Below are 12,030 nucleotides of genomic sequence, written 5' to 3'. Positions count from 1 at the left end.
GGAAGCGGCCACCTGCACGGGCGCAGCGTCAGGATCAAGGGCGGCGGTGGCAGGGGCGGTGCTGTCGACGCGTTCCTGCTGGTCCTCATCGGTCATCCCGTCCACCTTCTCTCATGTCCTCCGGAAAAGCACCGGCAGGGTAATGCGTCGCGCCATCCGGCTGGGCGCTGTCGTCCGGCAGTTCCCCGATGGCGTCGAGGATAAAGTCGCGGAATTTGGCAACCTCAGGCACGTCGCGGAAAGTCACCACGCCCTGGTACCCGGTTTCCAAGGATATATTCCCCGAGCGCACCAATCGCTGCAGCAGCGATTCGTGGACCGTCAGGTTACGCACCGACGCCAGGTTCACCTGCTGGTCCCGCCGGTTAAGCAGCCCGTACCGCGCCACCATCCGTTGGCTGGTAAGCGTGTAGCGGGTGCCCTGCCAGCGGAGCAGGCGGGGCAGGCAGTAGCCCAGCCAGACAGCCGCAGCAGCGAGGACGCAGGCAGTGACAAGCCACGGCGTCCACTGGCGGCCAAGGGCAGGAGCCATGCGGGCTGCCCCGCCGCGGACGATCCAGGCACTGGCGTACGCCGCCAACGCCGGCGCCAGCACGAAGGCCACGGCTGCCCCGGCCAGCTTTCGGGGCTGCGGGCGGGTAGTGACGATGACCTGCTCCCCGGGAACCAGGATTCTACGCATAACCACCTTGGCCTGGCGCGTCCGGCGCCGTCCAGGGCCGCAGGTGCACCACGTCGCCGGCGGTCACCACGTGCTCCCGCGAGTCGCGGTCCACCACCAGCAGGGAGCCGTAATCGTCCAGGCGGGACGCGTGTCCAATGATCTCGTGGTCGCCGGGCAGCTGTGCGCGCACTTGCTTGCCCAGGGTGACCATCACGGCTTCCACCCTCTTGTGCAGCGACGGGCCACCGGCCATCCCGGCCGCAGGGTCGCCGTCGGCGTTGCAGAAACTGCGGTACAGGACCGCAAAGTGGGACAGGTAGCTTTTCAGCAGCGCGGTCCGGTCCGTGGTGCGGGCACCTTCCAGGGCCACGGAGGTGGCGGTGGGCACCGGAAGTTCGCTTTCGGTCAGGGTGACGTTCAGGCCGGTCCCCAGGATCACCGGGGGCACGTTGCCATCAACCATCGGCCCCAGCTGGGCGAGGATGCCGGCGATTTTCCTGCCCCGCACCAGGACGTCGTTGGGCCACTTGAGCTCGGCCGGAATCCCGGCCGTTTCCAGGAGCGTCTCACGCAGCGCCAGCGCTGCGATCAGGGACAACCAGGAGTAGCTCTGGGTGGGCAGGGGCCTGCCGTCCGCGTTGACCGGACGCAGCACCACGGACACGGACACGGAGCTCAGTGGCGGCGCTTCCCAGCGCCTGTCCAGGCGTCCCCTGGCGGCGGTCTGGTACTCGGCGGTCAGCACGGAGAGGTCAGGCCAGGCCGAAGGTTCCACCGTGACACCGCGCAGGAGGTCCGCGTTGGTGGAGCCCGTGGAGTCCACCACGTCGATCCGCGGTATTCCGGTGGCAGAGAGGAAACGCTGGTCGGCCAGGTCCCCTCGGTTCAGGGGGTGCCCGGTGCGTGTGCGTCGTCCATACCCAAATCCTACCGAGCCTGGCCCGGTCCCACCGAGCCGTCTGCCGCCCCGGGAAGGACAACCCGGCCACGCCCGTACGGCCGCCTAGAGGAAGATGTCCGGAACCAGACGGTCTTCGGGTGCTCCCAGGCTGTAAGGACGGAAATCGGTCACCCCCGCTGCCGCCAGGACCTGCTCGTCCGTGTAAAAGTTGCCCGACGGCGGCCCGCCGGCGGCGAGGTTGCTGCCGGTCAGGATGGCGTGGGCGGCGTCCGCCATGATCTGCGGTCCACGCGCCGCCAGCACCATGGTTTCGCCGTGGGGCATGTTCCGGATGGCGGCGGTATCGATGAGGGTGCAGGGCCACAGGGAGTTGACCCTGATGCCGTCAGCCTTCAGTTCCTCCGCCAGCCCCAACGTGGTCAGGCTCATCCCGTATTTGGCCATGGTGTATGCAAGGTGCTTCCCCGCCCAGGAGGGGTGGAGGTTCAGCGGCGGCGAGAGCGTGAGGATGTGCCCCTGTTCCGACTTCCGGAGCGCCGGGAGCGCCAGCTTGGACAACAGGAAGGTGCCGCGGACGTTGATGTCCTGCATCAGGTCGTACTTTTTCATGTCCACTGCATCAGTGGTGGAAAGGTCGATGGCGGAGGCATTGTTGATGACGACGTCGATGCCGCCGAACCGCTCAACGGCTGCGGCCACGGCGCCGGCCACGTCTTCGTCCCTGCGCACATCGCCCACCAGCGGCAGCGCCTGGCCGCCGGCCTCCTCGAGCTGCGCAGCCGCCGTATACACGGTGCCCGCCAGCTTGGGGTGCGGCTCCCCCGTTTTGGCCAGCAGCACTATATTGGCGCCGTCCCGCGCCGCCCTTGTGGCAATGGCCAGTCCGATTCCGCGGCTGCCGCCGGAGATGAGGATGGTCCTGCCCGCCAGGGAACCGGTGGCCCGGTAGGGGCTTTCGGGAGCATGCAAAGCATCATCGCTTGAAGTCATGGCAACACTGTAACCCAACTAAGTTACCGGCGAGTAACATTGAGGGGACGTGGCAGGACCGGCAGAAAATTGTAGGTTCCCTACAGCTGCGGGCGTCCAAAGCGTCACTAGACTTGCCAGCAGGGTTCGTCTTTTGTGTGGATGCTACTTAAAGCTCCAGACAGTACGGGCCCGCCAGCCAACAGAATTGACCTGCTACAGAGCCGGAGACACTTGATGAGCCACGATCTGACAACGACTGCGGGAAAGATTGCCGATTTCCGCGACCGCCAGGCGCGCGCCGAACAGCCCTCCGGCCCCGAAGCCATCGAAAAGCAGCATGCGCGCGGCAAGAACACGGCCCGCGAGCGCATCGCCCTGCTGCTGGACGAAGACTCGTTTGTAGAATTCGACGCCCTGGCCGTGCACCGCTCCACCGCCTTCGGCATGGAGAAGAAGAAACCCCTGGGCGATGGCCTGGTCTCCGGCTACGGCACCGTCGACGGCCGGCTGGTGGCGGTGTACAGCCAGGACTTCACTGTCTACGGCGGATCGCTGAGCCAGGTCAACGGCGAAAAAATCGTCAAGGTGCAGGAGTTCGCGCTCCGCAACGGCTGCCCCGTCGTCGGCATCCTGGACGGCGGCGGCGCCCGCATCCAGGAAGGCGTGGCCTCGCTGGCCATGTTCGCGGACATCTTCCGCAACAACGTCCACGCCAGCGGCGTGGTGCCGCAGATCTCCCTGATCATGGGGCCTTCCGCCGGCGGCGCCGCCTACTCCCCGGCCCTCACCGACTACGTGGTGATGGTGGACAAGACCTCGCACATGTTCATTACCGGCCCCGACGTCATCAAGACCGTCACCGGCGAGGATGTGGACATGGAAACCCTGGGCGGCGCCCGGCAGCACAATGCCACCACCGGAACGTCCGCCTACCTGGCCTCGGATGAGACCGACGCCATCGAGTTCGTGCGCGAACTGCTGGACTTCCTGCCTTCCAACAACCTCTCCGAGGCACCGGTGCTGGGGCACCAGCAGGAGCTGGAGGTCGACGACGACGACCTCGCCCTGGACACGCTGGTTCCGGATTCCGCCAACCAGCCCTACGACATGCGCGCCGTCGTCGAACAGATCGTGGACGACGGGCACTTCCTGGAGATGCAGGCCCTGTACGCCCCCAACGTGATGATCGGCTACGGCCGGGTGGAGGGCCACACCGTGGGCATCGTGGCCAACCAGCCGCTGCAGTTCGCCGGCACCCTGGACATCGCGGCGTCAGAGAAGGCCGCCCGGTTCGTGCGGCACTGCGACGCCTTCAACATCCCCATCATCACCCTGGTGGACGTCCCCGGGTTCCTCCCCGGCAAGGACCAGGAATTCCAGGGCATCATCCGCCGCGGCGCCAAGCTCCTCTACGCCTACGCCGAGGCCACTGTTCCCAAGCTCACCGTCATCACCCGCAAGGCCTACGGCGGCGCCTACATCGTGATGGGCTCCAAGAAGCTCGGCGCCGACCTGAACCTGGCATGGCCCACGGCCCAGATCGGTGTGATGGGCGCGCAGGGCGCGGTGAACATCCTCTACCGGCGCGACCTCGCCGCGGTCGCCCAGGACGGCGGCGACGTTGAGGCCCGCCGCGCCGAGGTGATCCGCCAGTACGAGGAAGAACTCCTCAACCCGTACCAGGCAGCCGAACTGGGTTACGTGGACGCCGTCATCGCCCCCTCCGATACCCGGATCCAAATCATCAAGGGACTGCGTGCCCTGCGCGACAAGCGCGCCAGCCTCCCCGCCAAGAAGCATGGGAACATCCCGCTGTGATGGCCACCGAAAATACCGGGACCGGGCCGGCCGCCGACGCCGCCGAAGCGCTTGCCGCCCCGCTGCTCTCTGTGGTCAAAGGACAGCCGAACGCCGAGGAACTGGCCGCACTGACCGCCGTCGTCCTCTCCCTTGGCGGCGCCGAACCTGCACGTGCGGACAAACCGACCGTTCGGCACTGGGTGCGCCGGCAGCAGCTCAAGCTCGAACCCACGCCCGGTCCCGGCGCCTGGAAACGAAGCCGCGGCTGAGTCCCGGGCGTGGATCCCCGGCGGCGTGGGCCCAGGCCTCGGCGCAGTCCGGGCGATAGCCTCGTCATGTGACTACAGACACTGCACCCGCCGCGCGCCCGCACACCCGGATCGACGCCGTCGCGGACAACTACACGGACACCCTCATCAGGCTCAACCCGACCTTCGCCACCACCCTTGGCCTGCCGGGCCATGAAACGGAGTACCAGGATTTCTCCCCGCCGGCATTGCCGGATTCGCGGAGGCGGCGCGGGAGGCTCTGGTTGCCCTGGAGGGCCTGGAACCGGAAGACGACGTGGACGCCGTCACCCTGGACGCCATGCGGGAACGGCTCGGCCTGCAACTGCTGATCCACGCCTCCGGCTGGGAATACGCGGACCTGAACAACATCGCCTCCCCGGCCCAGGACATCAGGGCCATCTTCGACCTCATGCCCACCGGCACCGAACAGGACTGGGAGCACATGGCCGGGCGCGCCCACAACGTGCCGGCCGCCATCAGCGGCTACACCGAATCCCTGCGCATGGCCAGGGACTCCGGCCGGGTGGCCGCTGCCCGCCAGGTGCGGACCGTCATCGAACAGGTGACCAAGTACGCCGCCCCGGACGGCTTCTTCGCCAAACTGGCCGCAGAGGCCACCACGGCTGACGGGCCACTGCCCGCTGCGCTGCAAACTACGCTCGACGCCGGTGCTGACGCCGCCCGGGGTGCCTACGCCCGGCTGGCAGAATTCCTGCGCACCGAACTGCTCCCCGCCGCGCCTGAGAAGGACGCCGTGGGCAGGGCCCGCTACGCCCTGGCCTCCCGCTCCTTCCTGGGGGCGGAAGTGGACCTGGAAGAAACGTACGCCTGGGGCGTCGAGGAACTGGACCGCCTCATCGCGGAACAGGAGCGCGTTGCGGACACCATCAAGGCAGGCGCCACCATCGCCGAAGCCAAGGACATCCTCAACAACGACCCCTCCCGGCAACTGAAAGGCACCGAGGCGCTCCGGGAATGGATGCAGGGCCTCTCCGACAAAGCCGTTGCCGAACTCGCCGGAGTGCACTTCGACATCCCCGACGTCATGAAGAAACTCGAGTGCCGGATCGCTCCCACCGACGAGGGCGGCATCTACTACACCGGCCCGTCCGACGACTTCAGCCGCCCCGGCCGCATGTGGTGGTCCGTCCCCGCCGGCGAGGACACGTTCACCACCTGGGCAGAAACCACCACCGTCTACCACGAGGGCGTCCCGGGCCACCACCTCCAGGTGGCCACCGCAACCTACCGCCGCGAGCTGCTGAACAAATGGCGCCGGAACGTCTGCTGGACCTCCGGCCACGGCGAAGGCTGGGCACTCTACGCGGAAAAGCTCATGCAGGAACTCGGCTACCTCAACGATCCCGGCGACCACATGGGCATGCTGGACATGCAGCGCATGCGCGCCGCCCGCGTGGTCTTCGACATCGGCGTGCACCTCGAACTCGAGATGCCCCAACGCTGGGGATCCGGCACCTGGACCGCGGACAAGGGCTACGGCTTCCTCAAGGAAAACCTCCCCATCAGCGAAGGCCAACTCAACTTCGAGTTCACCCGCTACCTCGGCTGGCCGGGCCAGGCCCCTCCTACAAAGTAGGCCAGCGCCTCTGGGAACAGATCCGCGCCGAACTTGAGGCCCGGCCCGGGTTCGACCTCAAGGAGTTCCACACCAAGGCCCTCAACATCGGCTCCGTTGGACTCGACACGCTCCGCCGGGCGCTGCTCTCGTAGTCTCCCCCTTCGGGGGGAGGGCAACAGGAGACATTAAGCACACCCGGGGCGGGAATAAGTAACATAGGCCGCCGCCTGCCTTGTGTTTGCTCGGTTTGCCGGCTTCCTGCGTGAGCGTGGGCGCGTAATATTTCTCAATGTTCGTTCGTCGTGGTATGCGGGGTGGCTCTAGCGTAGTCGGGTGAGCACTCAGACAAGCACCCCGTCCCCCGCAGGGAAGACCGGATTCCAGCTGCCCAGGTGGGCGGGCTCGTTCGGCTTCCAGATCATCGCCGCCCTCATCGTGGGCCTTGGCCTCGGCCTGCTGGCCAAGTACACCGGCAGTACCAAGGCCAACCCCAACGCCCTCGGCGCCACCCTGCAGACCATCGGCTCAAGCTATGTGTCCCTGCTGCAGACCGCCGTGGTCCCGCTGATCTTTACCGCCGTCGTCAGCTCCATCTCCAACCTGCGCCAGGTGTCCAACGCCGCCAGGCTGGCCTGGAACACGCTCCTGTGGTTCGCCATTACGTCCCTGATCGCCGTGCTGATCGGCATCGGCCTGGGCGTGCTGCTGCAGCCCGGCGCCAACACCGGCATCAGCGGGGAAGCCAAGTACACCGGCAAGTCCGGTGACTGGTGGGCCTTCCTGGTGGGCCTCTTCCCCAAGAACTTCCTGGGCCTGGGTGCCAGCTCCACGGTCGGCGATTCCGGCGCCGTCACCACCTCGGTCAGCTTCAACGTCCTTCAGATCCTCGTGATCGCCATCGCCGTGGGCGTCGCCGCGCTCAAGGTGGGCAAGGCTGCGGAGCCGTTCCTCAACCTCAACGCCTCAGCCCTTGCCGTGATCCAGAAGGTCCTGTGGTGGATCATCCGCATCGCGCCGCTGGGCACCGTTGGCCTCATCGGCAACGCCGTGGCCGTCTACGGCTGGGACACCATCGGCTCGCTTGGCAAGTTCACCGTGGCCATCTACGCCGGCCTGGTCCTCGTGCTGTTCGTCGTCTACCCCATCCTGGTCCGCAGCCACGGACTGTCCATCAAGCAGTACTTCTCCGGCGTGTGGCCCGCCGTTCAGCTGGCCTTCGTGTCCCGCTCGTCCGTGGGAACCCTGCCGCTGACGCAGCGCGTCACCGAACGCAGCCTGGGCGTCCCCCGCGCCTACGCCTCCTTCGCCGTGCCGCTGGGCGCCACCACCAAGATGGACGGCTGCGCAGCCATCTACCCCGCGATCTCGGCAATCTTCGTGGCCCAGTTCTTCGGCATCCAGCTGGACTTCAGCCAGTACCTGCTGATCGCACTGGTTTCCGTCCTCGGTTCCGCCGCAACCGCCGGCACCACCGGCGCCGTGGTGATGCTCACCCTGACGCTCTCCACGCTGGGACTGCCGCTGGCCGGCGTCGGACTCCTCCTGGCCATTGATCCCATCCTGGACATGGGGCGCACCGCTGTGAACGTGGCCGGCCAGGCCCTGGTTCCCACCATCGTGGCCAAGCACCAGGGCATCCTGGACGAATCGCTGTACAACGCACGCCGCAACGGGACCCCGTTCGTGGATGACAGCGACGCCGATGCTGCCGCCGGCGAAACCGCTACCGACGGCACCAGCGCCGACACCGCACCCCGCGAACTGCAGGATGCAAAGGCGTAAGGCACAGCAGCAAGGAAAGGCGTCCCCGGGAGATTCTCCCGGGGACGCCTTTTGCAATCAGGGCTGCGCGTATCGCTCAACAACAGTGATGGTCAGTGCCAGCCACCTCCGATTACCCCGTTCTGGATGGCTTTCGTCACGGCGTCGGCTTCAGCCCGGGTCAGCTTTCCATCCGCTACAGCCTTGTCCAGGCGGGACTTGAGTCCGGCTGCATGTTCGGCCTCTTCCTCGCTGCGGATCTCCTGCAGCGCTGCGGTCACCTTCGCTTCATCGATGCCCAGCGATGCAGCAAGGGACGTGGCGAGTGCAGCCTCGCGGGCGGCAGGATCCGGCTTCTGGCCCTCGGCCGGCGGCGTGGTGGGCTTGTTGGCTTCGCGGAAGGCCTTCAAGGCGTCGGCCACCTTGGCTTCATCAACGCCCAGCTTCGCTGCCAGCGCCGAGGCCTGCTCCATCCCATGGCCGCCGCGGCCGCCGTGCCTGCCCATGCCATCGGGGGCGCTGCCGGTAGTTCCGTCAGCGGCAGCACTGGAACCCGCGCTGGGTGTGGGAGTGGGCGTCGTGGTGGCGGATGCCATGCCGGCCACGCCGATTCCGGCACCAAGCGCCAGCGCTGCGGCCGTCAGGCCCACGGTCATCTTCTTCGTGCGTCTCATGTCGTGTCTCCTGATTCGCCGTCAACTGACGGCTCCTGGTGATTCGCCTCGGGCGAGGCATACCAAGCATCCGGCGCAAGGATCAGGAAGGGCTGTCGGGAAGCTATGGTTCTCCTGTGAATTTAAGTTGCATTGAGTGCAAACTTGCACGTAGTGTAAGCGCGTGACATCACCCGTTGCCCCGCCGGACGCCGAACCCGCCGCACCTTCCCGGCGCGAGCTGAACAAGGCCGCCACCCGCCAGGCGATCACCGACGCCGCACTGGGACTCCTGCGCTCCAAAGGCCCCGGAAACTTCACGGTGGAAGACATCGCCGACGCCGCGGGGATCTCGCGCCGCACCTTCTTCAACTACTTCAGCAGCACCGACGCCGCCCTGGCCTCCATCGTCCATGGCTTCCTGGACAACGCGATTCAGCAGTTGCGCCTCCGCCCGGCGGACGAGCCCATGCTGGAATCCGCCCAGGCCGCGCTGATGGCCCTTGCCGACCCCAAGGCCGTGGCGCCGCTGGCGGAACTGTTCACGCTAACCCAGCAGAGCCCGCTGATGTCGCACCCGGAACTCGAGGCGTGGGACCACTGCCGGGCGCAGGTCTTCACCGTCGCCCGCGAACGCCTCGCCGGCACCCCCGGCGCCCAGGACGAGCTTTATGTCCACGCCCTGGCCGGCTCGATCATCTCCTGCGGAAAGGCCGCCATGGAGGTGTGGTTCAGCCGCCGCGGTCCGGACCTGACACCCGCATCCCTGGCCGTGCTCCGGCAGTTGCTCATCGATGCCATGGCCCTGCTGGCCACCGGCTTCAACACCCCCGCTCCACCATCCGCCACCCGTTCCTCCTGATCAGATCGGTTCACCCGCATGGCATTGCTCCTCTACCGCCTCGGCAAGTTCTCCTACCGCCGGCGCTGGCTTGTCATCTCCCTGTGGCTCGCCGTGCTGGTGGCCGTGGGCGGCTCGGCCGCGGCATTCCACGGCACCCTGTCCAACAACTTCCAGATTCCCGGGACCGAAACCCAGCGGATTGCGGACAAGCTCAAGCAGGAGCTGCCCTCGGCCTCCGGCGGCAGCGCCACGATCGTTTTCGAAGCCCCGGACGGCGGCTTCACGGCCCAAAGCCGGGCTGCCGTGACGGAGGCGCTGAAGAAGCTCCAGACCCTCCCCGAGGTGCGTGGCACGGTGGACCCGTTCGCCACCCAGGCACAGGTGGACCAGGCCGGCAAGGCCATCACCGACGGCGAACAGCAGCTGGCGGCCGGGCAGGCACAGCTGGACGCCTCCCGGGCCCAGCTTGAAGCCGGCAAGGCGCAGTTGGCGGCAGCCGAGCAGCAGCTCACCGCCGCCGGGGCGCCGGCAGCACTGATTGAAGCCCAGCTTGGCCAGCAGAAGGCAGCGCTGGCCCAGGGCCAGGCCAAGCTGGACGCCGGCGCCCAGGAACTGGCGGCCAACAAGGCCAAGCTGGAACAGGGCAAACGGCAGGCCCAGGCAGCATCAGCCATCCGCTTCGTGTCCGCGGACAACAAGGCCGCCGTGGCACAGGTGCAGTTCAAGACCTCCATCAACGGGCTGGCCCCGGCCGTGCGCAAGCAGGTGCAGGAGATCGCCCACGAGACCTCCGCGGCAGGCGTCACGGCGCTGGCCAGCAAGGAAATCACCGAGGACATTTCGGCACTGTTCGGCACTGCGGAAATCGTCGGCATCGCCGTTGCGGCGCTGGTCCTCATCCTCATGCTGGGTACGCTGATCGCCGCCGGGCTGCCACTGCTGATGGCCATCATCGGCGTCGGCGTGGGCGTCGGCATCACGTTCGCCCTTTCCGGCCTGTTCGACATGAGCTCCATCTCGCCCATGCTGGCCCTGATGCTTGGCCTCGCCGTCGGCATCGACTACTCGCTGTTCATCGTCAACCGGCACCGCACCCAGCTCCTTGCCGGCATGGATGCGGAGGAGTCTGTTGCCCGGGCCAACGGCACGTCCGGCAACGCCGTGGTCTTCGCCGGCCTGACCGTGATCATCGCCCTTGCCGCCCTGGTGGTCCCCGGGCTGCCCTTCCTCGCCGTCATGGGCCTTGCGGCAGCGGGAACCGTGGCCGTTGCGGTGCTCGTGGCCATCACCCTGACCCCTGCCATGCTGTCCCTGATCGGACGGCGCATCATCTCCCGGCGGGCCTGGGCCAAAGCCGAAGCCCACAACGCCGAACCGGACCACGAAGCGGCCGACCTCGCCACCGATAAGGAACGCAGCACCCGCGGGTGGGGCGGCCTGGTCACCCGGCACCCGTGGGTGGCACTGATCGCGGGCATCCTCCTGCTGGGCACCCTTGCGCTGCCCGCCACCCAGCTGCAGCTGGCCCTGCCGGACGGAGGCTCCGAACCCGTGGAGTCAGAGGCCTACCAGGCCTACGACCTCACGGCCCGCAGCTTCGGCGAAGGTGTCACCGGACCCATCGTGGCCGTCGGCGAGTTCCCCGCGGACCTGGACGAAGCCCAGGCCCGGAAGCTGCAGTACGACATCGCGGACAAACTCCGTGCCGTGGACAATGTGGTGGCAGCCGTGCCCGTCGCCCTCAGCGGGGACCGCCGGACCGCCGTGTTCCAGGTCATCCCCAAGGAGGGCCCGGCCAGCGCCACCACCGTCAAGGTGGTCTCCGAGCTCCGCGGCCTCAACGGGGAGATCCAGTCCGACTACGGCGTGGCCATGGGACTGACCGGGCAGACCGCCGGCAACGTGGACGTCTCCACCAAGCTTGGTGACGCCCTGCCGCCCTACCTGGCCATCGTCGTCGGACTTTCCCTGATCCTGCTGCTGCTGGTGTTCCGGTCCATCGTGGTCCCGCTGCTGGCCACGGGCGGCTTCCTGCTGTCCCTGTCCGCCGCCTTCGGTGCCGTGGTGGCGGTATACCAGTGGGGCTGGCTGGGGAACATCTTCGACGTGGCCAACCCCGGCGCCGTGCTCAGCTTCCTGCCCATTATCCTGATCGGCGTGCTGTTCGGCCTGGCCATGGACTACCAGGTGTTCATCGCCTCCGGCATGCGCGAGGCATACATGCACGGATCGTCCGCCAAGGAAGCGGTCAGGGTGGGCTTCCGGCACGCGGCCGCCGTAGTCACCGCGGCCGCGATCATCATGGTCAGCGTGTTCTCCGGCTTCATTTTCAGCCACCTCACCATGGTCCGGCCGCTGGGCTTTGCCATGGCCTTCGGCGTACTGTTCGACGCCTTCGTGGTCCGCATGACCATCGTCCCGGCCGTAATGTACCTGCTGGGCGCCAGGTCCTGGTGGCTGCCGCGGTGGCTGGACAGGATCCTGCCGGACGTGGACGTGGAGGGCGCCAAGCTCAACAGGGGCCAGGCAGCACCCGCCTCCGGCGAGCTGGTCCACTAGGCTGAAG

At 67.3% G+C, this 12,030-nt stretch carries 8 protein-coding genes and 2 pseudogenes; 6 read left to right on the top strand and 4 right to left on the bottom strand.

Annotation, left to right across the window (positions count from 1 at the left end):
- Window positions 1–85 precede the first annotated feature (85 nt).
- The 3 genes and pseudogenes from OUO20_RS03305 to OUO20_RS03295 form a co-directional block, all read right to left on the bottom strand.
- Window positions 86–682 (bottom strand): PH domain-containing protein, encoded by a 597-nt coding sequence (locus OUO20_RS03305; protein ID WP_018770088.1) that lies wholly within the window; start codon window positions 680–682, stop codon window positions 86–88.
- Window positions 675–1,582, bottom strand: a pseudogene (locus OUO20_RS03300) (biotin--[acetyl-CoA-carboxylase] ligase). Before OUO20_RS03300 ends, OUO20_RS03305 begins: the two are co-directional and overlap by 8 nt.
- A gap of 85 nt (window positions 1,583–1,667) precedes the next feature.
- Window positions 1,668–2,555, bottom strand: a complete 888-nt coding sequence (locus OUO20_RS03295) for an SDR family oxidoreductase (RefSeq protein WP_224084385.1) — start codon at window positions 2,553–2,555, stop codon at window positions 1,668–1,670.
- A gap of 216 nt (window positions 2,556–2,771) precedes the next feature.
- Between OUO20_RS03295 and OUO20_RS03290 the strand changes: the two genes are divergently transcribed.
- The 4 genes and pseudogenes from OUO20_RS03290 to OUO20_RS03275 all read left to right on the top strand — a co-directional run bounded on the left by OUO20_RS03290 (window position 2,772) and on the right by OUO20_RS03275 (window position 7,988).
- Window positions 2,772–4,355, top strand: coding sequence for an acyl-CoA carboxylase subunit beta (locus tag OUO20_RS03290; protein WP_018770091.1), 1,584 nt, complete (start codon window positions 2,772–2,774; stop codon window positions 4,353–4,355).
- Complete coding sequence (locus OUO20_RS03285) at window positions 4,355–4,606, top strand: acyl-CoA carboxylase subunit epsilon (RefSeq protein WP_018770092.1); 252 nt, start codon at window positions 4,355–4,357, stop codon at window positions 4,604–4,606. The genes OUO20_RS03290 and OUO20_RS03285 overlap by 1 nt, the downstream gene beginning before the upstream one ends.
- A gap of 68 nt (window positions 4,607–4,674) precedes the next feature.
- Window positions 4,675–6,358: pseudogene (locus OUO20_RS03280) on the top strand (DUF885 domain-containing protein).
- Between the two features lie 181 nt (window positions 6,359–6,539).
- Window positions 6,540–7,988, top strand: coding sequence for a dicarboxylate/amino acid:cation symporter (locus OUO20_RS03275; RefSeq protein WP_268002836.1), 1,449 nt, complete (start codon window positions 6,540–6,542; stop codon window positions 7,986–7,988).
- Window positions 7,989–8,080: 92 nt separating this feature from the next.
- On the opposite strand, the gene OUO20_RS03270 is transcribed toward OUO20_RS03275, so the two are convergent.
- Window positions 8,081–8,641 carry a hypothetical protein gene (locus OUO20_RS03270; RefSeq protein ID WP_268002835.1) on the bottom strand — a complete coding sequence of 187 codons (561 nt, stop codon included), beginning with the start codon at window positions 8,639–8,641 and terminating at the stop codon, window positions 8,081–8,083.
- Between the two features lie 163 nt (window positions 8,642–8,804).
- Here OUO20_RS03270 and OUO20_RS03265 point away from each other — a divergent pair, with 163 nt between their 5' ends.
- Together OUO20_RS03265 and OUO20_RS03260 are read left to right on the top strand one after the other, a co-directional pair.
- Window positions 8,805–9,482 (top strand): TetR/AcrR family transcriptional regulator, encoded by a 678-nt coding sequence (locus OUO20_RS03265; protein ID WP_268002834.1) that lies wholly within the window; start codon window positions 8,805–8,807, stop codon window positions 9,480–9,482.
- A gap of 18 nt (window positions 9,483–9,500) precedes the next feature.
- Window positions 9,501–12,023: an MMPL family transporter gene (locus OUO20_RS03260; protein ID WP_268002833.1), complete on the top strand. Its 2,523-nt coding sequence runs from the start codon at window positions 9,501–9,503 to the stop codon at window positions 12,021–12,023.
- Window positions 12,024–12,030 lie beyond the last annotated feature (7 nt).

Source organism: Arthrobacter sp. FX8, assembly GCF_026723805.1.
Classification (GTDB): domain Bacteria; phylum Actinomycetota; class Actinomycetes; order Actinomycetales; family Micrococcaceae; genus Arthrobacter.
This window is presented reverse-complemented; position numbering and strand designations above follow the sequence as displayed.

Bases quoted from the DNA above. Each gene is read 5' to 3' on its own strand.
- OUO20_RS03305 (WP_018770088.1), bottom strand. From the start codon at position 682: ATGCGTAGAATCCTGGTTCCCGGGGAGCAGGTCATCGTCACTACCCGC.
- OUO20_RS03295 (WP_224084385.1), bottom strand. From the start codon at position 2,555: ATGACTTCAAGCGATGATGCTTTGCATGCTCCCGAAAGCCCCTACCGG.
- OUO20_RS03290 (WP_018770091.1), top strand. From the start codon at position 2,772: ATGAGCCACGATCTGACAACGACTGCGGGAAAGATTGCCGATTTCCGC.
- OUO20_RS03285 (WP_018770092.1), top strand. From the start codon at position 4,355: ATGGCCACCGAAAATACCGGGACCGGGCCGGCCGCCGACGCCGCCGAA.
- OUO20_RS03270 (WP_268002835.1), bottom strand. From the start codon at position 8,641: ATGAGACGCACGAAGAAGATGACCGTGGGCCTGACGGCCGCAGCGCTG.
- OUO20_RS03260 (WP_268002833.1), top strand. From the start codon at position 9,501: ATGGCATTGCTCCTCTACCGCCTCGGCAAGTTCTCCTACCGCCGGCGC.